The sequence below is a fragment of the Mesorhizobium loti genome, from assembly GCA_014189435.1.
Classification (GTDB): Bacteria; Pseudomonadota; Alphaproteobacteria; order Rhizobiales; family Rhizobiaceae; genus Mesorhizobium; species Mesorhizobium loti_G.
The window spans coordinates 1,478,177-1,502,895 of sequence record CP050293.1 but is presented as its reverse complement, the minus strand read 5'-3'; the positions used below and the strand labels follow the sequence as shown (position 1 = coordinate 1,502,895).

The window sequence follows — 24,719 nt, the reverse complement described above, 5'->3', positions numbered from 1 at the left end:
CTCCTCCCCTCCTTCGATGTGATCCAGGGAGAAGGATCAGACGATCGGATCGAGAACTGTCGGCCAGGCCTCCTTGTTGGTCTTGATGGCTTCGAGCAGTTTGTCCTCGCCGGTGCGCCGGGCGATCTTCTTCCACTCGGCCTCGGTATCGGCCATCGCCTGCTCTGACGTCTTGGCCTTGGTCAGCGCCGCCATCAGGTTCTCGTCGAGCGCATTGTGGAAGGCTGTCGCGCCGGGATAGTTGATGGTCGGCACGGTGCGCGCCACCGTCTCGCGCACCACGTCCATGTGGTAGGCATGATAGGTCTGGCGCACCAGCGGATCGGAGAAATCCGACAGCCGGAACGGATCCAGATAGCCGCCGGGATTGGCGCTCATCCAGGCGTAGATGCGGGCGGAGCCCAGCCATTGCAGCAGGAGATAGGCGACCTCCTGGTTTTTCGACTGCGCCGAGACCATGCCGGTCAGCGAGAACCACAGCACGGAACGGCTGATCAGCTTGCCGTCGATCTCGCGGCCGGGCGGCAGCATCGAGCCGATCTTGCCGGTGACGGCCGAGTCCTTGTTGCCGGCATTGTCGAGGAATTTCGGCAGGTTGGAGAAGGCGCAGGTCATCGCAGCACCCCCCTTGGCGAAATTGCCGTACTGTTCAGGCCAGCCCCAGGAGATCGCATCCGGCGAATGATGCGCGAGCGAAGCGACATATTCGTTGGTCGCCGCGATGCCTTGCTCGGAATTGATCATCGGCTTGCCGTCATCACCAAACAGGAACTGGTTGGGCGAGGCCATCGAGACATAGCGCTGATACCAGTTGGTGTAGCCCCAGCCCTGGTTGCGCAGGTCGGTCGAGCCGAACAGACCCTTGTCCGGGCGCTGGAAGAAGGCGGCGATGTCGCCATGCTGCTTCCAGGTCTTCGGCGGCGCCAGATCGTAGCCGTATTTGTCCTTGAAGGCCTTCTTCTCGGCTTCGTCGCCGAACAGATCGGTGCGGTAGACCCAGGTCTGGAAGTCGCCGTCCAGCGACACGCCATAGTTCGAGCCGCGATATTTGTTGAGCAGCGACACGCCCTTGGCGCCGTTGACATAGCCGCTGACGGGATCGTCCCACTCGGGCTTATGCTGCGCGACAAAGTCGTCGAGCTTGGCGATGCCGCCGGTTTCGGCGAGGTCGCCGAGGCGGTTCCATTCGGTCGAGTAGATGTCGTAGGCTCCACCCTTGGTGGAGATGTCCTGCATCGTCTTGGTGAATTCCTGGCCGTTCGGCAGGCCGACGATTTCGATCGGAATGCCGGTCTCCTTTTCCCACAAATCCTTGATCGACGGCGCACCGGCCGGGAACGGCTGTGTGAGCTGGCCGATCGAGCCGTCGGACAGGCCGAGCACGATCTTGGCCGGCGCCTTGCCGGCGCCCTTCAGCGCCTTGGCTGCCTCGATGGCGCGGCCTTCCGGCGTGTCGGCGCCATACTGGTAGCGCTCGGCCCCATCGAAGCCCGTCGGGCCGCCGATCATGCCTGGCGCCAGCGCGTCGGCCGCAAAGGCGCGGCCGGGACGAATGAATTGCGGTGCGATACCAGCGGCGGCCATGATCACGGCCGCCTTTCCTCCGGACGCCAGCAAGCGGCGCCGCGAGATGCGGATCAAGTCAGACATTGAAACTCCTCCCTCAGGGCCACGTTTCCTCCACGACCCTATGAGGGATATTGACGGCAGCATGGGAAGGCTGTCAACATCATAAATAATCAAAACACCTCACAACATTGCAAACAGGGCGGAGAAATGTGCAAAACCGGGATCCATACCGTACTCTTGATGCCTCGATTTGATGGAAAACGCCTCTCCCCGACCCTGCACAGCCCAGCCGGATCATTTGATTTAGCCCGGCGGCTTGCACATCGGCCAAGGGCGGATACATCATTTCCCATCAGAATCGCCGATGGCAGAGACGCCGTCGCCAGCCGATCTGACGCATGCAGGAGATGAAACACGGTGCGGTCCACCCTGACTGACATAGCCCGGGAAGCCGGTGTCTCGGCCGCCACGGTCGACCGAGTGCTCAACAACCGCCCCGGCGTGCGGGCGCGTACACGTGAAATCGTGCTCGAAATGGCGCAGCGACTTGGCTACATCGCCGAAAGCCCGAACGGAGCGCCGCCGCGGCCCTTGCCCGGCGACGTCATCCGGCTCGACTTCGCGCTGCCCGCCGGCACCAATTCCTTCATCAAGATGCTGCACCGCCAGATCGAGGCGCAGGCGCAATCACGGCCCGACCTCGATGTGCACATTGCCACCATCGAAGGCTTCAACCCGGACGGTCTCGCCCGGCTGCTGCAGGATTTGCGCGGACAGACGCAAGGCGTCGGCGTCATCGCGCTTGACCATCCGACGGTGCGCGAGGCGATCCGCTCGCTGTCGGCCAACGACATCAAGGTGGTGACCATCGCCTCCGACATCCTGCATGTGCCCAGGGTCGCCTATATCGGCATCGACAACCGCGCCGCCGGGCGGCTGGCCGGCTATCTGCTCAATCGCTTCATGGGATCGGGGCGTCCGGGCAAGGTGGCGCTGTTCGCCGGCTCGCTGTCCTATCGCGGCCACGAAGAACGCGAGATGGGCTTCCGCCATATCCTGACGGAGGAATCGCCCAATCTGCAGATCGTCGAGATGCGCGAAATGCTCGACGACCGCGAGAAGGCCTATTCGGAAGCGTCAGCCCTTCTGGAGCGGCATCCCGACCTTGCCGCGATCTACAATGTCGGCGCCGGCAACACCGGCATCGCCCGCGCGCTCAAGGAGCGCGGCCGCGCCCAGTCCATGGTTTTCCTTGGCCATGAGGTGACCGACGGCACCAAGGACCTTCTGCTCGACGGCACGCTCGACGCGGTCATCGACCAAAATCCGCGTGTCGAGGCCCGCGAAGCGCTCAACACTCTGACCCATGCGGTCAGGGGATTGCCCTATGAATTGCACCAGCCAAGACTGCAGGTGATCTTCAAGGAGAACATCCCGGAGATTTGAGCAGCAAGCCTAGTCAACCCTCTCCGTTTCCGGATAGAGCGCCTTCGCCAGGTCGCGGATCGCATCAGCCGTGCGCGGGCCGAAGCCAATCATGTAGGCGCCGTCGAGCACGACCAGCGCCTTGTTGGCCGCCGCCGGCGTTGCCGCCAGCGCGCGATTGCCGAACACCTGCTCTGATGTCGGGCCGCCCTTGCCGTCGCTCATCATCAGGATCACATCCGGCGCCATCTCGATCAGCTTCTCCTCCGACGCCGCCTTGTAACCCTGCACGACATCCATCGGATTGAGGCCGCCGGCATAGCGGATGATGGCGTCGGCAGAGGTGCCGGCGCCGGCCGCGCTCAGCTTCACAAGGCCATGGAAGAACACCACTTTCTTGCGCCGCGCCGGCGGGATTTTCGCAGCCAGATCGGCTGCGGCCTGGAAGGCAGCGAGCACTTCGGTGGAAACCGCCCTGCCCTTGTCCTCGAGCCCAAGGCTGGCGGCGATCAGCGTGATCTTGCGCTCGATGCCGTGCGGGGTGTTGTCCTGCGGGATGAAGACGATCGGGATTGCGAGCGACTTCAGCACCTCCATCGCCTCGGGCGGTCCGCTGTCTTCGGCCGCCAGGATCAGGTCAGGGCGCAGGCCCGCGACGCCCTCCACCGAAAGCTGGCGGCGATAGCCGACGTTGGGTTTTTCGGTCACATCAGGCGGATACTTGCTGCCGCGATCGATGGCGATGATCCGCTCGCCGGCGCCGAGCGCATGGACGATCTCGGTGACGTCGGAGCCGAGCGTCAGTATCCTCGTTGCCGATCCCGGCACGACGGTTCGTCCCAGCGCGTCGACAACCGTCTCGGCGGCCAGCGCCGTGAAGCCGCAGGAAGGCACCAGCACCGACAGCGCCAGAAGCAGCACCGCCGCGACTCTGCCCGGCGAGCTGATCCTCTTGCCCTCCCCCACACTGCCGACCATGCCGCCGCTCCCGTGCCAGATGCTTCTCGATGATGGTCGGCTATAAATTTAAAGTTGACTCATGTCATCATGTTTTAATATGTGACCCGTGCCCTGACCCGCCTGGTCGAGGGATTCTCGATCATGCCAGCCAAGGCCCTTCAGCCACCGCCAGCAGTTTTTGCTTTTGCTTGGGGGCTGCATGACAACGACAACAAACACGACCTTGATGGCGAGCACCGCGCTTGCCTTTGTGCTCGGCCTTTGCGCCGTGCCCTTTGCCAGCGCGCAGGAACAGGACCAGGAGAAAAAGGCCGCCGCCAAGACCGGCCGCCTGGCGCCGGCCGAGGCCGCGCAACCGGCGACGATGCTCGACCTCATCACCATCTCGGCGACGATGATCAAGACCGCAGTCATCGAATCGATGGCAGCCATCAGCGCCATCGATTCCGACGAGCTCGACCGCATCCAGCCCGACACCGCCGCCGACATCTTCCGCACCACGCCCGGCGTCGCCGCCTCAATGAATGGCGACGACCCGGCGACAGCCATCAACATTCGCGGCCTGGAGCAATATGGCCGCGTCGTCGTAACGCTTGACGGCGCCCGTCAGGACTATTGGCGCGTCGGTCACGGTTCGGGTTCGTTCTACGTCGAGCCCGACCTGATCAAGGAAGCCACCGTCATTCGCGGCCCGGTGTCGAATGCCTATGGTTCCGGCGGCATCGGCGGCGTCGTCTCCTTCGAGACCAAGGATGCCGGCGACTTCCTCAAAAAGGACGAGCGCTGGGCGCTGAGCGAGAAGCTCGGCTATGAGGACAATGGCGACGGCTTCACCACCAGCACTACCGGCGCCTACCGCTTCAGCGACGATGCCGACATCATCGGCAACCTCATCTACCGCGACCGCGACAGCTATACCGACGGCAATGGCGACACCGTGCCTTGGACCGGCGAGCGGGTGACCAGCGGTTATCTGAAGACGACGCTGCGGCCAGCCGACGGCCACGAGCTGAAGCTCGGCGCCATCCTGCAGCGCTATAACGACCAGATCACCGGATCGAGCGGCTCGACCTCGCCGACGCTGAGCCGCTACGACACCAACACCACCAACCAGACCTACACCGCGGCCTACACCTGGAAGCCTGACGACAGTGAGCTGATCGACTTCAGCGCCAATGCCTACCACAACCGCACCCGCGCCGAGCAGACACAGGTCTGGCCCACCTCGGCGATCGGCAATTTCCGCTTCTACGACGTCGCCACGACAGGCTTCAACGTGAAGAACTCCTCTCGCTTCGACGCCTGGGGACTTGCCCACACGCTGACCTACGGGCTCGACTATTACTATCTCGAAGCGTCGTCGGAAGCGGCGCATTTCGGCGCCGGTGAGCAGCAGGGCTATGGCGGCTTCCTGCAATGGCAGGGCGACTACGAGGACTGGCTGCAGGTGATCGCGGCCATGCGCTATGACGGCTACCAGCTCGATGGCGAAACGCGCATCCCGTCGCCGCAGGAAGCCTCGATCTCCGGTGACCGCTGGTCGCCACGCCTCACCGTCGGCGTCACACCATTCGACGGTCTTCAGCTCTACGGCACCTATTCCGAAGGTTACCGGGCGCCGGGCCTGCAGGATGTCTTCCGCGGCGGCGGCGCGCATGGCGGCGGCGATACATACCGGCCCAATCTTCTGCTGCAACCCGAGACGGCGAAGAACTGGGAGGCGGGCATCAACGTGAAATATGACGATTTGCTGACGGTGGGCGACCGGTTGCGCGCCAAGGTCAACGTCTTCCACACCGCCGTCGAGGACTATATCGACGTTGACCTGACCGTCCTGCCGCGCACGGCGATCAACATCGGCGACGCCCGCCTGAAGGGCGTCGAGGCCGAGATGGTCTACGACTACAACTGGGGTTTTGTGAACCTCGCCGGCGCGCTGATCGACGCCAAGGTCGTCAGCGGCGTCTATTCCGGCCAGGCGCTGAACAACACGCCGCTGGACCGCTTCTCGGCCACGATCGGCTTCCGCATGCTGGAGGACCAGCTCACCGTCGGCGCGCAATATCTCAGCGTCGGCAAGATCACCCGCACCAGCCGCACCAATCCCAACGCCGTGCCGGTTGTCGATGACGGTTTCGATCTGGTCAACGTCTTCGCCAACTGGCGCGTCAGCGACAGGCTGAAGCTCGATTTCGGCGTCGATAACGTCTTCAACACCGCCTACACCGACCCGCAAAGCGCATGGTCGACCACGGCGGCAACCGAACAAGGCAAGGGCCGCACCTTCAAGGTGGCCCTCACCGGCAGGATCGGAGGCTGAGAATGAGCGAAGCATCGGCAAGCGAGCTGACCTGCGAGGCGCGCCTCGACCTGCGCCACCTGCCCGACTACATGGACAGCATCAGCGACAGGCTGCAGAGTTTCGAGGCAGATGCTTCGCACCATGGCCAGCGCATCGATTTCCGCTTTGCCTTTGGCGCCGCCTCTTTCGACATGGAACGGCTTGTGATGCGGGCCAATGCCGCCGACCGCGACGGACTTGCCCGCATCAAGGACCTGCTTGCCACGGCGGTGCAGGTCTATGCCAGAGAGGAAAACCCCGAAATCGTCTGGACCGGCGATCTCTCAGGTGAAACCCACCTCGCCCAGTTCCGCAAAATGCTGGTGACGGATGTCCGCGATCTCACCCCGCACATGCGCCGCATCCGCCTTACCGGTGAGAATCTCAGCCGTTTCGCCAAATTCGGCGGCATGCATATCCGCATACTGTTTCCGACCAGGGAGGTTCGCGATCCGCTTTGGCCTGTGCTCGGCGGCAACGGCTTGCCGGTCTGGCCGGCCGATGACCGGCGGCCGGTGGCGCGCGTCTACACCATCCGCGCGCTCGACGTGGAAAAGGGCATCATCGATGTCGACTTCCTCGTCCATCCCGGCGAGAGCGTCGGCTCGAACTGGGCCATGCAGGCAGCGCCCGGCATGAAGGTCGGCATTATGGGACCGGTCGGCCGCCCGGTGCGGCAGGCGGAGTGGTATGTGATGGGATCAGATGAAACCGGTCTCCCCGCGCTGGCGCGGCTACTGGAAACCCTGCCGGCACAAACCAGAGGCGTCGCCTTCGTCGAAATCGCCGACGAGCGTGAGAAGCAGAAAATCGACAACGCCACCGCCATCGAGCTGCACTGGCTGACGCGGGACGGCGTGCCGGCGGGCGAAGACAGGCTGCTGGCCGAGGCTGTCCGCTCGGTGGCATGGCCGCAAGGTGGCTCGGCCTTCGGCTGGTTCGCGGCGGAAGCCGCTGCCGCCAAGATCGTGCGCGAATATTGGCGCGACACGCTTGGGCTCGGCCGCGATCAAACGCTGGCAGCGGCCTACTGGCGGCGTGGTGCTGCCGGATTGATGGCGGGCTGAGGTCCGAAGCGCCGTTGATGGCAGCGTGGACCGAGAGGCGTCGGCGCTGCCCCTCAGGGCGGCGCTGACCTTGGCCAGCGAGCACTGGTCCCTAGACTTTGCGAATGACCGCCCCGCCATCCGCCCCAATGCCGATAGCGATCCGCTCTCCGGATATAACCCAGGCAATGTCGCACACCAGCAGCGGCATACGGATCTCGTAGAGAAATTCGGCAACGATGGCGCCGACCGCCAGGATCGGGTCCGGCCGCTCCAGAAGAATACCGGCCGGCGCCGTTCCCCGACGGATCGCCTCGGCCAGCACTGAAGATGAAGACGACGAGCCGCGCCCGCTCGGCATGACCAGGATTGTCCCGGCGACATTCTGACCGAGGCCCGGATGGGAATGGTCTATTATCTCGCCGGTCTCGGCATCGATGCCGCCCCAGAAGCTGAGCGGCTGCGAAAACACCAGCGCCTGGCCTTCGGCCGCGCCGGCCAACTGAAAGGTGCCGGTTCGTTCCACCGGTCGCGTCATGAAGCGCTCCGCACGACATGCCCGACCGCAGCGGAGCGGATGCAATCCCTCATCTCCGCGAAGGCGACGGACACGCCGATATTGCCGGGTGCGTAATGCGCCCATTTGCCGGAATTGGTCATCACCACGCCGTCGAGGCGCTCCAGGATCGAGGTGACATAGGTGCAGGTGTCGGCGACCGGGATCAGGCCGAACGCCTCCATGCCATCAAGCGCGCCCTCCTCCTGCAATCGCGTCAGCGTCGCACGCCCGGTGTTGACATAGATCGGGATGCGCCTGCCCGGCGCGATCTCGCGCAGCAACGGCAACAGCCGCATCCATTCCTCATGCGAAAAATGCGGCGTGCCGAGCGAGACGGCCGCCAGCGGCGCGCCATCGGGCACGCCAGACAGCCTGGCCAACGCATGGTCGATATCGACGCGGGTGATGCGGATCGTCTCATCAGGCGCATGGCCCTGGAAAGCCTCATCCAGGGTGCTGGCTTCCGGCGTGATGCCGACCGCATGGAACAGCGCCACAGCACCCGTCGTTGCCGCCGCTGCCCCCAGCGCCTTCAACTGGTCCTCGTCACGCGGTTGCGGCAGGCCTGTGATCACCGGAATGCGGTCGCCGCTCGCTTGCCCGATGATCAGCCCGACACCGACGAACAGGCTGTCGCTCGGTTCGCGGCCCGCGACATCCAACTCGAACAAAATCCGGCCGCGCCGGTTCTCGCTCAGATGCAAGCCCCAGGCCGGCGCGCGGCCGGTCATGGCGCAGCACAGATCGATGAAATCGCCATAGCGGTTCGTGCGCGCGCCGATCACCGAATTGGCAAACACGATGGCGTTGGATTCGCCCCAGGCGATCTGCTCGCCAAAGCCTGGCCGGAACCGCGTCTGGTAAGGCGCGCAAGTGAAGGTCGCCTGGCAGCCAAGCTCCAGATGCGCCTTCATCAGCCGTCGCGCCGGCACCTCTTCCGCCACCGGCATCTTGACCATGCCGGGATGGATGAGATCGAACGAACCGACGTTCAATGTCGTCGGCACCTGGACACGGCCACCGCCTTCGACCAGCCGCTCGACGAAATCGAGACCAGCCTTGCCGTGGTAGAGACAGCCATCGATATGGGCGCCGGCAATGTCGAGCAGACTGCCTGCCCCGACCGCATTGGAAAACGCGACCAGGATTTTCATGGCAGCGGCTGCGGACAGGCCTTGCTCGCCGTCGAGCATGGATCGGTCCTGTGCGGTCAATTCCAAGGTCATCGCGGCTCCGGGCCTTACTCGATTTTATGGCGGGACAGCGCCCCCCTCTGCCCTGCCGGGCATCTCCCCCTCAAGGGGGGAATTTAGCAGCTTCGGCCTTATTGCACTTTTTGCAATGTGGGAGATTTGCGAAAACCAACGATGACAGCCGATCTCCCCCCTTGAGGGGGAGATGTCCGGCAGGACAGAGGGGGGCGCCACGGAACGCCAGCCGTCCTATCCGTCCACAGTCCTACTTAACCCGCCGCGATCAACACCGTACTCTCCGGCGACCAGCGCAGCACGACATCCTGACCTTCCGCCAGCCGTTCCATGCCGGTGTTCTGCACAATCACCTTCAACGTCTGGCCGCCACGCTCGACGAAGTAGGTGCTGTTGTTGCCGGCGAAGATGCGCTTGGAGACCTGCCCCTTGAGCATGTTGGCGTTGCCATCCGCCACCCCGGCATCCGTTCCGATACGGATGCGTTCGGGCCGCACGGCGCAGCTTGCCTTGGCGCCGGCGGCAAGCGTCGCGCCGGCGCCAGCGGCAATCGCCGTGCCGTCCGGCAGCCGGATGCCACTGCCCGTCGTGTCGCCGCGAAAGATGTTGGCGTCGCCGAGGAAGGTGGCGGCAAACTCGCTCTTCGGCCGGTCGTAAATCTCCTCCGGCGGCCCTTCCTGCACCAGCCTGCCGTCGCGCAATATGCCGATGCGGTCGCTCATCGTCAGCGCCTCTTCCTGGTCGTGGGTGACGAAGATGGTGGTGATGCCGATCTCGCGCTGGATGCGCTTCAGCTCGATCTGCATATCGACACGCAACGCCTTGTCGAGCGCGCCGAGCGGCTCGTCGAGCAGCAGCACGCGCGGCTTGGTGACGATGGCGCGGGCGAGCGCCACCCGCTGGCGCTGACCGCCGGAGAGTTGGTGCGGGCGGCGGCCACCGAGCTTGCCGAGCTGCACCAGATCGAGCGCACGCTGCACCTCCGTCGCAATCACTGCCTTGGCCTCGCCACGCACCGACAGGCCGAAGGCGACATTGTCGGCAACACTCATATTGGGAAACAGCGCATAATTCTGGAACACCATGCCGATGCGCCGCTTCTCGACCGGCACGCGCTCGACGCTCTCGCCGCCGATGGTGATCCGACCGGAGTCGGGAAAATCGAACCCAGCGATCTGCCTGAGCAGCGTGGTCTTGCCGCTGCCCGATGGCCCGAGCAACGCATAGAAACCACCATCGGCGAAATCTATGGAGACGTCGTCCAGCGCCTTGTGGGCACCGAAACTGCGCGAAACATTCGATACCTGCACGCCGGCCATTATTTCTCTCCGCCGAATTTGAAGAACCGCGCCGTGAGCAGCATCAGCGCCATCGACACGACAATGATGATTGTCGAGACCGCGTTGATCTCGGGCGTGAAACCCTTGCGGATCGCGGCATAGATTTCGACCGGCAGCGTGGTCTGTCCCGGTGTCGCCAGGAAATAGGACACGACGAACTGGTCGAACGACACGGCAAACGCAAACAGTCCGCCGGCGATGACGCCGGGCATGATCCAGGGCAGCGTGACGCGCCTCGTCACCTGCCACTGGTTGGCGCCGAGCGAGCGCGCCGCCTCTTCCAGTTCGGGCGCGAAGGTCTGCAGCCGCGCCGAGACGACAACGATGACATAGGGCAGCGCCAGTGCGACATGGCCGAGCAGGATCGCATGCAGGCCACGGCCGATGCCGACTCCGAAGAAGAAGATCAGCATCGCCGTGCCGGTGATCAGCCACGGTATGGCGATCGGCGGAAACAGCAGCGCCTGCAGGAATTTCTTGCCGCGAAACTCATAGCGATAGAGCGCCAATGATGCCGCCGAGCCGAGCACGACGCAGATGATCGTGGTGATGACGGCGATCTCGACGCTGTTCCACGTCGCGGCGATCAGCTGCTCGTTCTGCCACAGCGAGGCGTACCATTCGGTCGTCCATTCGAACGGCAATTGGTAGAAGGGCGAGACATTGAACGACATCAGCGCCATGATGATGATGGGCAGATAGAGAAAGGCGAGCAGCAGCCCGATGTACAGGCGGCTAAGTCCTTCGAGGATGCGGGTCGTCGCCATCACGCAGCCCTCCGCAGCACTGGCGAGGCAATTGCCAGGATGACCAGCACCACGGCCAGCAGGATGAAGGAGAGCGCCGCACCGAGCGGCCAGTTGAACACGGCGACGAACTGGTCCTCGATGACCGTGCCGTAAAAAGTGCCGGTGCGGCCGCCGAGGATGCGCGGTTCCATGAACGAGCCGACCACGGGCACGAAGATCAGTGCCGCACCCGCGACCAGGCCGGGCATCGACAGCGGGATGATCACCCGCCTCAGCACCTGCAGCCGTGAAGCGCCAAGCGAGCGCCCGGCCTCGATCAGCGAGTCGTCGATCGCCTGCAAGGTGAGGTAGCAGGTCAGCACCATGTAGGGCACGTAGGAATGCACCAGTCCGATGATGACGGCCGGATAGGAATACATGAGATCAATGTTGATCTTGAACGGCAGCACCGCGTTGAGCGCGGTGTCGAGAATGCCGCCTTCTCGCAAAACCATCGCCCAGGAGAAGATCCGCACCAGACCGTTCGACCAGAACGGCAGGATGACAAGCAGGAAGATGGCCTCGCGGCTGCGCCCTTTCAGCACCTTGGCCAGAACATAGGCAGCGGGATAGCCGATGACGATGCACCACAGCGTCACCTCGAGGCCAAGGCGCAGCGAGGCCAGCAGCAGCGTCAGATAGAGGCTTTGCGAAAAGAAGGCGGCATAGTTGCCAAGGGTGAACGCCCAGGGCTTTCCTGACAGCGGCAGTTCGGTCATGAACGAGAAGAAGACCATGGCAGACAGCGGCAGGAAGATCGCCACCGTCAGCCAGAGATAGGCCGGCGCCAGCAGCGGCAATGCCGATCTCAGCCCGCTTCGCGACGCTGTCGCAGCTGCCATGATACCCTCCTCCCCAGGATTGGAAGAACCAGCCGGCGCGAGCCGCCGGCTGGCCCGGATGTCGGCTTTACTTCACGTCGACCTTGAGCTGCTGCCACAGCGCCAGATAGGCTTCGCGCTGGGCGTCGGTGATCGGCGCCTGGAACTGGATGCGCTTGGCCACTTCGGGGTCGCCCATCACCTTGCGGTTGAAGGCGTCCTCGGGCAGCGCTTCCACCGCCTTGGTGTTGGCCGAGACCGGAGCGCCAACCTTGGTGACCCATTCGACGTAGAATTTCGGGTCGATCATGTAATTGATGAAGGCCTCGGCCCCGGCGACGTTCTTGGCACCAACGGGGATCGAAAACGCGTCGAGCCAGGCGACGGCGCCCTCCTGCGGCACGACCAGCGAGACCGGCAGCTTGAAATGCGTCTTGGCGCGGTCGGCCGAGCCGCTCCAATAGGTGCCGATATCGATCTGGTTGGAGGCGACCATCTGGTTCCAGTCGTTCTCCGAGCTCCAGAAGGTCTTGATCTGCGGCATCAGCGAAGTGAGCTTCGCCTTGACCGCATCCATATCCTTGATGTCGTTGATGTTCTGGCCGGTGGCGATGGCGCCGAACTGCACCGCCTCGACGGCATCGTCGCGAATGACGACGCGGCCCTTGTGGGCTGCATCCCACATCTCGGCAATGCTCGTCGGCGGCTTGTCGAAGGATTTGTCGTTGATGGCGAGCGCCGTCAGGCCCCACACCCACGGCACGCCATAGACCTTGCCGTCATGGACGAGCATAGGCGATCCCGCCTTGTCCTTGCTGATGTCGGCGTAATTCGGCAATTTGGACACGTCGATCGGCTGGATTAGCTTGCCGTCCATCGCCTGATCGTTGAAGGCGGCATTGATCATGACCACGTCATAGAGGCCGGGATTGGTCCGGATCTTGGTCAGCATCTCCTGTTCGGAATTGAAGAAGTCGTTGACGACCTTGTTGCCGGTCGCCTTTTCGAAAGCCTCGACGGCCCATGGCTCGTCGGCGCCGTAACCCTTCCAGTTGAGCACATGCACTTCGTCGGCCTTGGCGGCGAACGCGAGTGCGGAGGTAAAGACGGCGGTCGCCGTCAGCAGAGCAGTCAAGTCAGGCATGCGCATGGTTGGTTCCTCTCTGTGGGTTTGCCCGGTTCCCGGGCTTGTCAGGCTTTCCAGCTGTTATGCATTGGCCTTCTGTGTCCGGCCTGCATCCGACGGGTCGGCGGCATGGCTCAGGAATGTCTGGATTTCGTGATCGGTCGGCGCCGACGAGCCGCCGTGGCGGGTGACCGAAACAGCCGCCGCCGCATTGGCATAGCGCGCTGCCCCGAAGGGCGGGATGCCGCGCGCCAGCGCGCTGACGAAAGCGCCGATATGGGTGTCGCCGGCGCCATTGGTGTCGATGGCGCTGACCTTGAAGCCGGCAATGGTCTGCGCTGACCCGTCGGCCAACCTGATATGGCAACCCTTCGCGCCGGCGCGGATGACCACGCCCGCTGCTTTCGGGCAGTGGTCGGCGAGAAGCCGTGCCGCGACAGCCTCGATATCGCCCGGGCCGGCAATCTCGGCCGCCTCTGTCGTGTTGCAGCTCAGCCATGTGGTGCGGGCAAGCACCCGCGACAGGATGGAGCGTGGAATGTCCGGGATGACCGGCGTCGGGTCGAAGGCGAAAGGTGTTTCAGCCGGCAATGCCTCGATCCAGTCGGTGAGTGCGTCACGGCTTGCGGGGTAGCTCAGCGTATAGCCGGAGGTGAACACCCAGTCTCCCGTCGCCACCGCGACCGGCGCCATCATGTCGAGGCTGAGCACGCTCTCCGCCCCCGGCCACGAGACGAAGGTGCGTTCGGCGTCGCTCGAGATCATGGCGACGCAATTGCCGCTGTCCATCAAGGACGATTGCGGCGTCAGCGTCGCGATGCCCTCGGCTGTGAAAGCAGCACGCAGAAAGTCGCCGTTCGGCCCGCTGCCGAGCTGGCCGCCGAACACCACTTGCATGCCGGTGCGGCTGGCCGCGACCATCATGTTGAAGCCGCCGCCGGCGACCTGCGCAAAGCTCGACGCCGTCTTTTCCATGCCGGGCGCCGGCAAGGCATCGATGCGGTAGACATAGTCGACCACAGCACTACCGATATGGACGAGACGCCCGCTCATGCCGCGGCATCCTTGCCGGAACCGGTTTTCGCCACCCTTGCCGCGACAAGGTCGGCGGCAAGCGCGCGAACCTCTGACATGTCGATGCCGACAAGCCGGGCGATGTGCTTTTGCGGCAATCGGGAAAAACCGCTGCAGGCACCGGCCATGCCGGCGGCGATGGCGCCGATCGTATCGGTATCGCCGCCGAGATTCTGCGCTGATGACGGCTGCTTGCCAGGGGTCACCACGCGCGACTTCCAGCACGGCGAAGGCCGCCGGAGCGGATTCCTGGCTGGCGACGCCGGTGCCGACCAGATCGGTGATCAGCCGGATGGCATCCCTGATCGCCTTGCCGCGCACGATGTCCTGTGCCCAGACGATACGCGCGGCGATGTCGCCGCCGGTGACCCAATGGCCGAGCGTCGCCCCTCGCCTCGCCGCCGCGACGGCGCTCGCGGAAGCATCGCGCCAGTCGCCGCCGGCGACGCCGCGGCTGACGGCAGCGGCAACGGCAGCGGCGGAAGCGATGGCGATCGAGGTGTTGTGGGTCGCCCGGCAGGTCTCCGCCACCTTGGCGACGAACGCCTCCAACGGTTCGAGCGGCATCATGATGCCGACTGGCGCGATGCGCATGGCCGCGCCATTGGTGTCGCCGCTGCGTCCTGCTTCCTCAGCCGGCACGCCATTGTTGATGGCGTCGATGGCCCGCTTGGTCGACGGCCCCAAAAGGTCATAGCTGCCGCGCGCCTTGACCTCGCGCTCCCAGTCGAGCAGCGCATTGACCCAGCGTGCGTGGTCGAAACGGTCGCCGGATTCGACCAGGATGCGGCCAAGCAGCAGCGCCTGCTCGGTGTCGTCGGTGATGGTTCCGGCAGCCAGTCCCTTCGACACCGGATGGTCGGCGAAAGGCGCGATGAAATCCTCGACATGGCCGTAGAGTTCGGCAATGCGCGCCGGCGACAGAAGCTGCGTCGGCATGCCGAGCGCGTCTCCCAGCGCTCCACCGACAAGAGCGCCCATGGCGCGATCAATGGCCTTGCTGGTTGCATCCGACATCGCTCAGAACCTCATATGCAGCGCGAAATGCGCCGGGTTGAGCAGGCTGGTGACATATTCGATCGGCCGGTCGTCGGCCGCACGCGTCAACCGGCGGCCGCGCAGGAACGGCGTGCCTTGCGGGCAGCCGAGGATGGCCGCATCCTCGGCATTGAGCATCTCGATCTCGACCCATTCCTCGCCATGGTCGGGAATGAGGCCGGCGACGCGCAGCGTCTGGTGCAGCGAGCCCTCGCGCAATCCGCGCAACGGTACGTCCTCAAGCTCGGGTGACAATGGCAGCCGGCTGCGCTCGATGGAGATCGCATGGCCGTCGCTGGCGTTGGTGCGCACCCGGTCGACGGCAATGAAGAACGGGCTTTCGATACCAAGCAGCGCAGCCAGATCGGTGTCTTCGATGACCTCCAGCCGCAGCGTCCGCGTCTCGGCATTGGCGCCAGCGTTGGCCAGCGCGCGCGACCAGCCGATGGCGTCATCGACCGGCTTGCCGTCGAAGGTGACGAACGAGCCGATGCCGACCTTGGTGGTGATCAGTCCGCGGCTGGACAATTCCTCGAGGCCCTTGCGGACCGTATTGCGGCTGACGGAGAAGCGCTGGACGAGTTCGTTCTCGCTTTGCAGGCGGTCGCCAAAACCGAGAACGCCGGAGCGTATCTCATGTTCGAGGACGGTGGCGATCTGCTCGGGTTTGCCCGTGCCGGGAGATAGTTGAACCGCACGCCGCTTCATATAGGTACCTGTTCAGTGAACCTGTATAATCCTGTTCAATATATGAGCACCGACGCCGTGTCAACGGATCCAAAAGCAGGCCAACGGGCGCGAATGTTGCGGAATGCCAACAAAACCGCTGACGACAGGCCGGCACACGGATTCCGAAAAACCGACCCCCGATCAACCGAAAAGACCGCAATCAATCAAGAGGATAGCGCCAGGTCTTGATTCGACCTTGGCCGGACACGCTACGGTATCGACACCTCACGAGGCTCAACGAGGATGTCCGCCTCGATCGCGGCGTTGATGAACGCCGCCCGTGCCGCCGAGGCTTCTTTCTTTCCTTCAAGGACGGCCAGGCAGACCTTGCGGGCAACCATGTGCCTTTGCCCGGTCACAACCGGCCAGCGGTTCATCAGGATGTCAGCAGCCTGAGCGACCCTCTCCACATTGAAGATCGAGTTTCGCGATCGGCCGAGCGCAATCCTGACCGGTTCATCGAAACGCTGGTCTTGCACCACCCCACCTCCGGAATCGAACGTGCCGACCCAATTCCCTGTATTGTGATAGGTTCCGCGCCAAAGGTGCAAGATGTCCGATTCCAGTGGCCAGAAAAATCCCAGGCTGATCGTCGTGGTCGCGTTCGATCGCGGCGAGGATGGCGAATTGTTTCCAGCCTTTGGACCCGCCGACCAGCAGAGCGAGGATCGCGCCATACGCACCGCTAAGGCTTTGGCCGCAAAACATGCCGGCGTCATCGCCTGGAGCCGCGAGGCCGACCCGACGCTGGGCGAATACGGCCCGCCAAACACGCTCTTCGTCAGCGGCGACGTACCTGACATGGAATGATCGATTGGCACCAAGGCCGGTGAAATAGAACATCGTTTTAATATATATTCCTCCGAAGGAACTGTTTTCTCTCGATCCCGTTTGTCTGCAGGTCGTTTATTCCAATGGCCTCGACAGAGAGGAATTCCCAAATGAACCTCAAGATGCTCACGATGGGCGCGATGGCGCTTGCGATGATGACTGGCTCGGCTTTGGCCGCCGGCAGCACCGGAACATCGGCACTCGATGATCCGGCGAAGATGTCTCCCTTCTTCACCGATGCCGGCATGAAGACCATGAAGTCCGACGCGGAGTTCAAGACCGCCTGGATGGCCATGAAGGAAGAAGACCGCGCAGGCATGATGAAGGAATGTGGCGACGGGGCCATTGCCAAGTCGCATGACAATTTCTGCAAGATGACCAAGCAGCTCGGCGGCGCGAACTGACGCAGCACGATTTGGGCGCATGCCCGAAAGAACAGCGGATGAAGGCGGGCCAGATGCCCGCCTTTTTCTGTTCAATGGCAAGCCGGCAAAGTGGCGGCCAACACATTACCGTGCTGGAGGATTCAATGGGCGACAACGGCCAGGCAAAGATATAATGTCGGCGTTTGGAGTGGCAGAACGCCGCTCATTTGGCTTTGTGCCCATGTTTCAACCCATTGCGAATATCGAAGACGCGCAGACGCTGGCGCAGGCGATCGTCAACACGATCACCGAGCCGTTTCTCGTCCTCGACGAGCAGTTTCGCGTGCTGGCGGCCAGCCGCTCCTTCTACAAGACGTTTGAAGTCGACCCTGCGCAGACCCAGGGCTCGCTGCTCTACGCGCTCGGCGACGGTCAATGGGATATTCCGGCACTTCGCCTGCTGCTGGAGACGATCATTCCCGAAAAGACCGCCATGGACGGTTTCGAGGTCGAGCATGATTTCCCGCAAATTGGCCGCCGCACCATGCTGCTCAATGCCCGCAAGGTGCTTTACGACCACAGTTCGGCCATCACCATTCTTCTCGCCTTCAATGACATAACGGCCCGTCGCGTCATCGAGCGGGAGAAGGAAGAGCTGCTCAGCCGCACCGAAGATCTGCTTCGGCAGAAGGATGTGCTTCTGCGCGAGATGGAGCATCGGGTTGCCAACAGCCTGCAGATCATTGCCTCGATCCTGTTGCTGAAGGCACGCTCGGTCACGTCGGAAGAGACGCGTCAGCATCTCAAGGACGCCCACCAACGCGTTCTGTCCGTGGCCGAAGTACAACGCCATCTCCACACTTCAGCCGGTGTCGACGAGATCGATGTCGGCTCTTACCTTCCGAAATTGTGCAGCAGCCTCGCCTCGTCGATGGTCGGCGAAACCCAGCCGATCACGGTCACCGTGACGGCCGAAGGCGGCAGAATGGATTCGCAAAGGGCCGTCAGCCTGGGACTGATCGTCACCGAACTCGTGCTCAACGCCATCAAATATGCCTTCCCAAAGGAGAGAGCCGGCGCTCGCATCCAGGTGAGTTACGAGACCGCGGGCAGCGACTGGAAATTGACGGTTTCGGACAATGGCGTCGGCAAGATCGCCAACGATGTACCGGCCACCGGTCTTGGAACAGCCATCGTGGAAGCATTGGTCAAACAGTTGGAGGCCAAGGTGGACGTAGTCAGCGACACTGATGGCACCAGCGTGTCGGTCACAAGGGCGACGTTCACCTCACGGGTGCCGCGAGCGGCGTAAAGCCGCTACCATGATGCCTGCCTTCCTGATATCGCCTCGATCCTGATCTGATAGAAGAGATGGCTGCCCGAAACTGTCGCGGCGTCGCCTGGCTTCAGGGCTCCCGGTTCCCACCAGTTCGCATGCCTCGCCAGAAGCGACCAGGCAAATTTGCGGTCACTGTCGACGGGAGCAGTCATTCTTTCGACGCCGGCGATGCTGCCGTCCAGATCCGGTCCTTTGGGCAACTCCTCGAAAAGGCCGTCCACGACGACGCTCCTCCAACCATCGATACCACCGACGTCATCCACCTGAAGACAGACGTGGGGATTGGCCTGCATCCACTCGACCTTCTTGCCGGGAAGCGAGAAGCTGAAAATGGCGTCACCACCAAAGGCAAAATGGATCGGCACCACATAGGGTCTGTGCTCGCGCACACAGGCCAGGCGGCCAAGCCTTTGCGCCTTCAGCAGGGCGACGCAGTCGAGCCGCGTCATCTCCTTGACGTTCATCGCGATCCTTCTTTCTGGTCAGGCTGAGCGGTCGATGCGGCGGATGACCTTGATGGCCTCTGCTTCCGCCACGCCAATCAGCGCATCTGTTCCCTGGATGGTCTCGATATCCGCCGCAGGACGTGAAGATCATCGCGAATTTCGCACAGTGTTGTCCGCAGCGTCGGGGGCATTGGGGAGCCTTCCGCAACTCAACGATATCGACGCAGACCGGTTCCCTCGCCCACCTAGCAAAAGCCCGCCACGGTGAACCGGAGCGGGCCTTGGAGGAGGACAAGGGGTGGGACCCTCTCCTCTTGTTTCCACGGGGGGGGGTGGACCGAGATCACCTTACAAAAATTTCGAAACCAGCCGGATCACAAGCGGACCCGCACACATCACGATCCGGTGCGCGACAGGCACTGACGCGGTCACGAGATTGCGATCGCTCCCGCGTCAATCGAGCAGCACGGCTAGATCCGCCCAAGCACAACAAGCACGATGAGGATGAGCAGTACGAGCCCAAGACCGCCGCCGCCATAATAGCCGGTTCCGTAGAAAGGGCCGCCGCCGAGGCCGCTGAAGCCACCGAGCAGCGCAATGATGAGGATAATGATGAGAATGGTTCCTAAGCTCATGGCTTTTCCCGCTCCTGTGGGCGCCATCGCGCCGGTTTCAACATCGCGCTATTTCGATGTTGCTGGGATGTGAACGCTTTCAAAGCATTAGCGTTCCGCCCGGCGCAGCGATGCCGGACGGACGGGAACACCCAGGGTAACCACGCAGAAAGCCCGCCAAGGATGGCGGGCTTTCCAACCAGCCGGAGGCCAGGAGAGTGCGGTCAAGCCTCACGGCTGGTTCGGCACTTCCGATCCCGGCACTCTTGGTGTCAGCGGCGTGCGATGAGCAGGCAGAGCTGGCGCAAGTCGCGGTCATAGACCCCGGAACTGCCGAGAACATCGACGCAGCGCTTCTTCATCCGTGCCACCTGGCTGTCCGACATGTCGGCGACGACGCCCGGCAGGTTCGGATGTCCCGGAGTACCAGGGTTACCCGGATTTCCGGGATTGCCTGGATTGCTCGGGTTGGTTCCACCGCCGATGCCGATGCCGACACCAACGCCGACGCCGACGCCGCTCGTTCCACCAACATTGGCGCCGAGGCCGGCGGTGATGCCGCCAGACCGTCCGACATTGGCGCCCACACCGGCATTGATGCCGTTGCTGCCGCCAAGCGAAGCACCGAGACCAGCGCTGGCGCCGCTCGAGCCGCTGACATTGGCACCGGCGCTGGCGTTGACGCCACCGCTGCCACCGACCGAGGCACCTGCGCCAGCATTGATGCCGCCGCTGCCGCCAACGGAGGCTCCGACGCCGGCGTTGACGCCGCCGCTACCACCCACCGAGGCACCAACGCCAAGACCGAGCCCCGCGGCATTCGCCGGCAGGGAAAGAGCCAGGACTACTGCACTACCTGCCAACACACTGGTGACTGTTTTGATGGTAAAAGCCATAACACTCTCCTGTCTTCGTTGCGCTAAGGCAGTCGGCATGGCCGATTGCAATCCCAACTACGTGACAGGTTAGATTCAGTTTCAGAAACGCGACACCCAGAAGGGGTGATGGTATTCATTGTCGAAATCGAAAAACCGAAATAGTAAAAGTATTGAAATTTAATCGTAAGAAATTTTGTTCGCAGATAGATTCCAAAATCGATATCTATTTTACGCCGCGAGAAGAATCGATTTTTATGCCGCTGCCAGTTTCTGAATTATATCTGTGAGTGATTGCGTTCTATCGCCGTCAAACTGGAGAGACAACGGTGGCCAGTTGCCGACAGGCCCGGACAGGGGTTCGGCAGCAAGCACTGTTGTGACAGGACAGGTAGGATGGCCTCCTCATTCCGCGGGAATCCGGGAACCTGCGTAGCGCGGAAAGCTTGCCATCCGCTCGCAAATGCGACCGGCGGCAAGCCCGGTACCAGGGTTGGCGCCCTGTTGTCAGACGATCCCGTAGAACAGCCTGTAGTGGACGCGTTTCATATAGTCCCGGTATTCCGGTGTTGCGGCCAGCAGCGCCTCTTCGCGCAGGATGCGATGCACCTGGAAGAAGGTGATCACCGCGTAGACGGCAAGATTGTAGAAGGAAAAGGCCGATAGCAGGAACAGCACATGGCCGGCAAGGTAGCCGGCATAGATCGGATGCCGCACCAGGCGGTAGGCGCCGCCGGTCATCACCCCGCGATTGCCCGGCAGAATGGCGAACGAACGCCCCAGCGACATCTTTCCCCAGATCACGAACCACAACGCCAGGAACTGCAGCGGCGCCGCAACATAGACCGGGATGATGGCCACGCCCGGTTCCAGATCGATGAAGCCGACACCGAAGCTGGCGATCACGGAGACAACCACCGTAAGCGGGTTCCAGTCGCGAACCGTCGGCCGCCGCGACAGAAGCAGCCAGGTAAAGGTCAGAATCTCGGAAATCGCCACCAGCGCCACGTTGAGGCGGGTCGGATCGAGCATAAGGTGGTATACACCGCGGTAGACGAACATCCCCGCGAAAGCCAGCGCGCAGATACGAAAGAAGCCTTCGCGCAAGTCGACCAGGATTTCGCGCTTTCGGGCTGCGGACAAAATCCTGTCGTCTTTGACCTGCGAAAGGGTTTCACTTTTTGATATGAGCAAGGCAAACACCCCAACAATCCCTCAGGGCGACCTTTGCATGCAACCATTGCCGGGCAGTTAATCAACAAGATCGGATCAGCATTAAACGCACGAAGCGCATTGGCTCCGTTCCATTGCAATTTATGCCTGCACTCCGGAACAAATAAAGAACAACAGGCAAATACCGCCGAGGCGGACCAAGGTTTTGGGGGAGGACTGGCGGACCTAGCGCCCTCAGCACCCCGGACCAGGATTCCCTGATCGACATGGACAAGGTCGGCGCCGCCCTGTTCCACGCCTTCGGCGCAGCGAAGAATGGCGGTCTGCCGGCCGCCCCCACCAGCGACGGAGACTGGTCGCTGCTGGTCGACGCCTTCATTAGCCGGAATTCCTCGAAGCTCAAAAAGCCGACTGGCCCCCTACCCCAGAGTCGAATTGCTGAAATACTTTGCAAAATCAGGGCGTTGCGTCAGAACTTTGCCATCGGCATCGCGCAAAATGCCGGAGGCGAAGAGATAGTCGCCGATCGCATCCATCTTGGCCGGATCCATCGTCCCGATGGCGCCGCTTTGGCTGCGTAGATAGTGGCCGTCGATCAGCGCTTTCAGCGAAGCCTCGATCAAGGCCGGATTGGTCAGCACATCCTTGTTGGCCGCGATCAGCAGCGCTGCCGCCTCATCGGGACTGTCCACGGCGAACTGGTAGCCGCGCCGCGTCGCCTGGACGAAAGCGGCCGCAGGCTTGGGGTTTGCCTGGAGATAGGCTTCGCTCGAAGAGATCAGTGTGGTGTGCTCGTCAGGCACGCCGTAATCGGCATAGACGAAGCTACGCTGCTTGACGCCCTTGAGTTCGGCTTCGACACCCTCCCAGGTCGAGACTTCGAGCGTGAAATCGACCGAGCCATTGGCCAGCGCCTCATAGGCCGAGGTGCCGAGCGTCACCGTCTCGAAATTGCCCTTGCCGCCATCGTGGCGGATGATGGTCGAAATCAGCGCGTTTTCCCAGGCACTGCCGAAGCCGCCATAGGTCAAGCCGTCGAGGTTCCTCGGGCTTTTGATTTCGCTGCGTGCCGCATTGAACACCACGCGACCGGTTTCGGATTGCACCACCGCATAGACGCCCTTCAGGTCCGCCCCGGCGGTCCTCTGGGTGAACAGGCTGATGGTGCCGTTGATACCGAAATCGGCGACGCGGTTTGCGACCAGCGTGCCCGCACCGGTATCGCTGTAGGGCAGGATTTCGACCTCGAGTCCGGCCTCGCGATAAAAACCCTTGTCGCGGGCGACGAACAGTCCGATGTGGTTGGTGTTGACCGTCCAGTCGAGGGCGACGGTGACCTTTTGTGCCGCCGATTGTGCTTGGGCTCGCCCTGATCCGGCAATAGGCGGAAGGCCGGTGGCAAGGGTGAGCAACAAGGCCTGCCGGCGCGTCAAGTCAGTCATGGTCGTGTCCTTTGGATGGGTTGGGGTTGAGGATGATGTCGAGGATTTCGGCCTCGAGCGCACTTGCTTGCCGCGCGGCATCGCCGCCAAGGCTGCGCGGGCGCGGCAACGGCACCTTAATTTCACGCACGATGCGGGCCGGGCGCGCCGACAGCACATAGATGCGGTCGGACAGGAACACGGCTTCACGTACGTCGTGAGTGATCAAGAGCGCCGTCCAGCGGTGGTGCCGCCACATCTGTTCGAGCCAGCGCTGCATGGCAGTGCGGGTCAGTGTATCTAGCGCACCGAACGGCTCATCGAGCAGCAGCATGTCACGCTCCTGCACCACGGTGCGCAGCAGGGCCGCCCGCTGGCGCATGCCGCCCGAGAGTTGCGCGGGAAAATGCCGCTCGAATCCGGCAAGCCCGAACTCGGCAAACAGCGGCGCGACACGCGCCCGCGCCTCCTTGCGCCTGATGCCTTGCACTTCGAGCCCGAGCGTCGTGTTGTCGAGGATGCGCCGCCAAGGCATCAGCGCATCACGCTGCGGCATGAAGGCGAAATGCCTGCCGTGGTCATCGAGCGGCGCGCCGTCGAAGAACATCTCGCCTTCACCGTGCTGCGCCCCGGTGAGGATCTGGAACAGCGTCGATTTGCCGGCGCCCGAGGGTCCGAGGATCGAGACGAACTCACCAGCGCCGACACTCAACGAAATGTCTGCCAGCACGTCGAGCCCGTCGAACGCCTTGCGCACGTGCCGCAGCTCGAGCCGGCTCATCGCCGCGGCCCCTTCCCGGCGGTTTCCTTGCCGGCCCGCTCCCAGGGCATGGCCAGGCGCTGCAGCAGCACAGTCAACCCGAACAGGACAAGTGTCAGCGCGGCGCTGACACCGACGGCGGCCAGCACCAGGTCGGGGCGGAAATTGTTCTTGGCGTTGAGCATGTAGATACCCAACCCCTTCGCGGCCCCGGCATATTCGGCGAAGATGGCGCCGACCACCGCATAGGTGATGGAGATCCTCAGGCCGGCAAAGAAATAAGGCAGCGCCGAAGGCAGCCGCGCCAGCACGAAGATGCGCCAGCGCCCTGCTCCCATGGCGCGCAGCATTTGCCCGATCTCGGCCTCGGTCGCCTCATAGCCCTCGACCAATGCCACCAGCATCGGAAAGAAGGTGACGAGCGCCACCAGCATGATCTTGGGCGCCAGTCCGAAGCCGAACCACAGCACCACCAGCGGCGCGATCGCCACCAGCGGCAAGGTCTGGCTGACGATGAAGACGGGAAACAGCGCACGCCGCAGCGGCTGGAAGAAGTCGACCAGCATCGACAGCGCAAAGGCGGCGCTGAGCGAGCAGGCAAAGCCAAGCAGCGTGGCACGGATGGTCGGAATGGCGTTGTCGGCCAGCGCCTCGCGATTGAGCATCGCTTGCTCGAAGACACGCGACGGCGCCGGCAGTATCGTCGGCTTGATGCCGGAATAGTTGGCATAGAGCTCCCATGTCAGCAGGAGCAGCCCGACCGAGACCATGGCCGGTCCCGCCTTGACGAGAAGGCTCGCGATCGGGCGCGAAGCGACTGATGATGAGACCACGGGAGATAACCTTTGACGGCCGCGCGGAGGCGGCGGCA

24 protein-coding genes and 1 pseudogene are annotated in these 24,719 nt (G+C 63.0%); 6 read left to right on the top strand and 19 right to left on the bottom strand.

Translation table 11 applies throughout. The features are described from left to right. Positions 1-36 precede the first annotated feature (36 nt). Positions 37-1,650 (bottom strand): extracellular solute-binding protein, encoded by a 1,614-nt coding sequence (locus HB777_07315; protein ID QND63727.1) that lies wholly within the window; start codon positions 1,648-1,650, stop codon positions 37-39. A gap of 336 nt (positions 1,651-1,986) precedes the next feature. Here HB777_07315 and HB777_07310 point away from each other — a divergent pair, with 336 nt between their 5' ends. After that, positions 1,987-3,015: a LacI family transcriptional regulator gene (locus tag HB777_07310; protein ID QND63726.1), complete on the top strand. Its 1,029-nt coding sequence runs from the start codon at positions 1,987-1,989 to the stop codon at positions 3,013-3,015. Between the two features lie 9 nt (positions 3,016-3,024). On the opposite strand, the gene HB777_07305 is transcribed toward HB777_07310, so the two are convergent. After that, a complete protein-coding gene (locus HB777_07305; GenBank protein QND63725.1) occupies positions 3,025-3,972 on the bottom strand; it encodes an ABC transporter substrate-binding protein in 948 nt (315 codons plus the stop codon). Positions 3,973-4,153: 181 nt separating this feature from the next. On the opposite strand from HB777_07305, the gene HB777_07300 reads away from it, so the two are divergent. Then, positions 4,154-6,274 (top strand): TonB-dependent hemoglobin/transferrin/lactoferrin family receptor, encoded by a 2,121-nt coding sequence (locus HB777_07300; protein QND63724.1) that lies wholly within the window; start codon positions 4,154-4,156, stop codon positions 6,272-6,274. A 2-nt stretch (positions 6,275-6,276) separates the two neighbouring features. Beyond that, positions 6,277-7,362 (top strand): siderophore-interacting protein, encoded by a 1,086-nt coding sequence (locus HB777_07295; GenBank protein QND63723.1) that lies wholly within the window; start codon positions 6,277-6,279, stop codon positions 7,360-7,362. A gap of 91 nt (positions 7,363-7,453) precedes the next feature. Here HB777_07295 and HB777_07290 read toward each other — a convergent pair whose 3' ends face one another. The 10 genes and pseudogenes from HB777_07290 to HB777_07245 all read right to left on the bottom strand — a co-directional run bounded on the left by HB777_07290 (position 7,454) and on the right by HB777_07245 (position 16,503). Beyond that, positions 7,454-7,879: a DUF126 domain-containing protein gene (locus HB777_07290; GenBank protein ID QND63722.1), complete on the bottom strand. Its 426-nt coding sequence runs from the start codon at positions 7,877-7,879 to the stop codon at positions 7,454-7,456. Further along, positions 7,876-9,126: a DUF521 domain-containing protein gene (locus HB777_07285; protein ID QND63721.1), complete on the bottom strand. Its 1,251-nt coding sequence runs from the start codon at positions 9,124-9,126 to the stop codon at positions 7,876-7,878. The genes HB777_07290 and HB777_07285 overlap by 4 nt, the downstream gene beginning before the upstream one ends. Positions 9,127-9,362: 236 nt before the next feature. Further along, a complete protein-coding gene (locus tag HB777_07280; protein ID QND63720.1) occupies positions 9,363-10,427 on the bottom strand; it encodes an ABC transporter ATP-binding protein in 1,065 nt (354 codons plus the stop codon). Next, entirely contained in the window at positions 10,427-11,215 is a 789-nt protein-coding gene (locus HB777_07275; GenBank protein QND63719.1) for an ABC transporter permease, read from the bottom strand. Before HB777_07275 ends, HB777_07280 begins: the two co-directional genes overlap by 1 nt. Next, on the bottom strand, positions 11,215-12,078 hold the full coding sequence (locus HB777_07270; GenBank protein ID QND63718.1) for an ABC transporter permease: 864 nt from the start codon (positions 12,076-12,078) through the stop codon (positions 11,215-11,217). The genes HB777_07275 and HB777_07270 overlap by 1 nt, the downstream gene beginning before the upstream one ends. A gap of 67 nt (positions 12,079-12,145) precedes the next feature. After that, entirely contained in the window at positions 12,146-13,207 is a 1,062-nt protein-coding gene (locus HB777_07265) for an ABC transporter substrate-binding protein (protein ID QND63717.1), read from the bottom strand. Between the two features lie 57 nt (positions 13,208-13,264). Continuing rightward, positions 13,265-14,236, bottom strand: coding sequence for a ribokinase (locus HB777_07260; GenBank protein QND63716.1), 972 nt, complete (start codon positions 14,234-14,236; stop codon positions 13,265-13,267). Further along, positions 14,233-15,274: pseudogene (locus tag HB777_07255) on the bottom strand (ADP-ribosylglycohydrolase family protein). The gene HB777_07260 and the pseudogene HB777_07255 overlap by 4 nt, the downstream one beginning before the upstream one ends. Positions 15,275-15,277: 3 nt before the next feature. Then, entirely contained in the window at positions 15,278-16,003 is a 726-nt protein-coding gene (locus tag HB777_07250) for a GntR family transcriptional regulator (protein ID QND63715.1), read from the bottom strand. Between the two features lie 230 nt (positions 16,004-16,233). After that, a complete protein-coding gene (locus HB777_07245) occupies positions 16,234-16,503 on the bottom strand; it encodes a DUF982 domain-containing protein (protein ID QND68698.1) in 270 nt (89 codons plus the stop codon). A 73-nt stretch (positions 16,504-16,576) separates the two neighbouring features. Here HB777_07245 and HB777_07240 point away from each other — a divergent pair, with 73 nt between their 5' ends. The 3 genes from HB777_07240 (at position 16,577) to HB777_07230 (ending at position 18,532) form a co-directional block, all read left to right on the top strand. Next, a complete protein-coding gene (locus HB777_07240) occupies positions 16,577-16,834 on the top strand; it encodes a hypothetical protein (GenBank protein ID QND63714.1) in 258 nt (85 codons plus the stop codon). 131 nt (positions 16,835-16,965) lie between these two features. Beyond that, positions 16,966-17,259, top strand: a complete 294-nt coding sequence (locus tag HB777_07235) for a hypothetical protein (GenBank protein QND63713.1) — start codon at positions 16,966-16,968, stop codon at positions 17,257-17,259. Positions 17,260-17,461: 202 nt separating this feature from the next. Next, positions 17,462-18,532 (top strand): PAS domain-containing protein, encoded by a 1,071-nt coding sequence (locus HB777_07230; protein ID QND63712.1) that lies wholly within the window; start codon positions 17,462-17,464, stop codon positions 18,530-18,532. Positions 18,533-18,537: 5 nt separating this feature from the next. Here HB777_07230 and HB777_07225 read toward each other — a convergent pair whose 3' ends face one another. The 7 genes from HB777_07225 to HB777_07195 form a co-directional block, all read right to left on the bottom strand. Next, a complete protein-coding gene (locus HB777_07225; protein ID QND63711.1) occupies positions 18,538-19,023 on the bottom strand; it encodes a pyridoxamine 5'-phosphate oxidase family protein in 486 nt (161 codons plus the stop codon). 452 nt (positions 19,024-19,475) lie between these two features. After that, positions 19,476-19,640 carry a DUF3309 family protein gene (locus HB777_07220; GenBank protein QND63710.1) on the bottom strand — a complete coding sequence of 55 codons (165 nt, stop codon included), beginning with the start codon at positions 19,638-19,640 and terminating at the stop codon, positions 19,476-19,478. 251 nt (positions 19,641-19,891) lie between these two features. Next, positions 19,892-20,515: a hypothetical protein gene (locus HB777_07215; protein QND63709.1), complete on the bottom strand. Its 624-nt coding sequence runs from the start codon at positions 20,513-20,515 to the stop codon at positions 19,892-19,894. 486 nt (positions 20,516-21,001) lie between these two features. Next, positions 21,002-21,697, bottom strand: a complete 696-nt coding sequence (locus tag HB777_07210) for an isoprenylcysteine carboxylmethyltransferase family protein (protein ID QND63708.1) — start codon at positions 21,695-21,697, stop codon at positions 21,002-21,004. Between the two features lie 389 nt (positions 21,698-22,086). Next, entirely contained in the window at positions 22,087-23,109 is a 1,023-nt protein-coding gene (locus HB777_07205) for an ABC transporter substrate-binding protein (protein QND63707.1), read from the bottom strand. Then, entirely contained in the window at positions 23,102-23,869 is a 768-nt protein-coding gene (locus tag HB777_07200) for an ABC transporter ATP-binding protein (protein ID QND63706.1), read from the bottom strand. Before HB777_07200 ends, HB777_07205 begins: the two co-directional genes overlap by 8 nt. After that, positions 23,866-24,681, bottom strand: coding sequence for an ABC transporter permease (locus HB777_07195; protein QND63705.1), 816 nt, complete (start codon positions 24,679-24,681; stop codon positions 23,866-23,868). Before HB777_07195 ends, HB777_07200 begins: the two co-directional genes overlap by 4 nt. Between the last annotated feature and the right edge of the window lie 38 nt (positions 24,682-24,719).

Bases quoted from the DNA above. Each gene is read 5' to 3' on its own strand.
- HB777_07270 (QND63718.1), bottom strand. From the start codon at position 12,078: ATGGCAGCTGCGACAGCGTCGCGAAGCGGGCTGAGATCGGCATTGCCG.
- HB777_07315 (QND63727.1), bottom strand. From the start codon at position 1,650: ATGTCTGACTTGATCCGCATCTCGCGGCGCCGCTTGCTGGCGTCCGGA.
- HB777_07300 (QND63724.1), top strand. From the start codon at position 4,154: ATGACAACGACAACAAACACGACCTTGATGGCGAGCACCGCGCTTGCC.
- HB777_07205 (QND63707.1), bottom strand. From the start codon at position 23,109: ATGACTGACTTGACGCGCCGGCAGGCCTTGTTGCTCACCCTTGCCACC.
- HB777_07230 (QND63712.1), top strand. From the start codon at position 17,462: ATGTTTCAACCCATTGCGAATATCGAAGACGCGCAGACGCTGGCGCAG.
- HB777_07305 (QND63725.1), bottom strand. From the start codon at position 3,972: ATGGTCGGCAGTGTGGGGGAGGGCAAGAGGATCAGCTCGCCGGGCAGA.
- HB777_07275 (QND63719.1), bottom strand. From the start codon at position 11,215: ATGGCGACGACCCGCATCCTCGAAGGACTTAGCCGCCTGTACATCGGG.
- HB777_07250 (QND63715.1), bottom strand. From the start codon at position 16,003: ATGAAGCGGCGTGCGGTTCAACTATCTCCCGGCACGGGCAAACCCGAG.
- HB777_07220 (QND63710.1), bottom strand. From the start codon at position 19,640: ATGAGCTTAGGAACCATTCTCATCATTATCCTCATCATTGCGCTGCTC.
- HB777_07280 (QND63720.1), bottom strand. From the start codon at position 10,427: ATGGCCGGCGTGCAGGTATCGAATGTTTCGCGCAGTTTCGGTGCCCAC.
- HB777_07290 (QND63722.1), bottom strand. From the start codon at position 7,879: ATGACGCGACCGGTGGAACGAACCGGCACCTTTCAGTTGGCCGGCGCG.
- HB777_07215 (QND63709.1), bottom strand. From the start codon at position 20,515: ATGGCTTTTACCATCAAAACAGTCACCAGTGTGTTGGCAGGTAGTGCA.
- HB777_07200 (QND63706.1), bottom strand. From the start codon at position 23,869: ATGAGCCGGCTCGAGCTGCGGCACGTGCGCAAGGCGTTCGACGGGCTC.
- HB777_07260 (QND63716.1), bottom strand. From the start codon at position 14,236: ATGAGCGGGCGTCTCGTCCATATCGGTAGTGCTGTGGTCGACTATGTC.
- HB777_07295 (QND63723.1), top strand. From the start codon at position 6,277: ATGAGCGAAGCATCGGCAAGCGAGCTGACCTGCGAGGCGCGCCTCGAC.
- HB777_07235 (QND63713.1), top strand. From the start codon at position 16,966: ATGAACCTCAAGATGCTCACGATGGGCGCGATGGCGCTTGCGATGATG.
- HB777_07285 (QND63721.1), bottom strand. From the start codon at position 9,126: ATGACCTTGGAATTGACCGCACAGGACCGATCCATGCTCGACGGCGAG.
- HB777_07225 (QND63711.1), bottom strand. From the start codon at position 19,023: ATGAACGTCAAGGAGATGACGCGGCTCGACTGCGTCGCCCTGCTGAAG.
- HB777_07240 (QND63714.1), top strand. From the start codon at position 16,577: ATGTCCGATTCCAGTGGCCAGAAAAATCCCAGGCTGATCGTCGTGGTC.
- HB777_07265 (QND63717.1), bottom strand. From the start codon at position 13,207: ATGCGCATGCCTGACTTGACTGCTCTGCTGACGGCGACCGCCGTCTTT.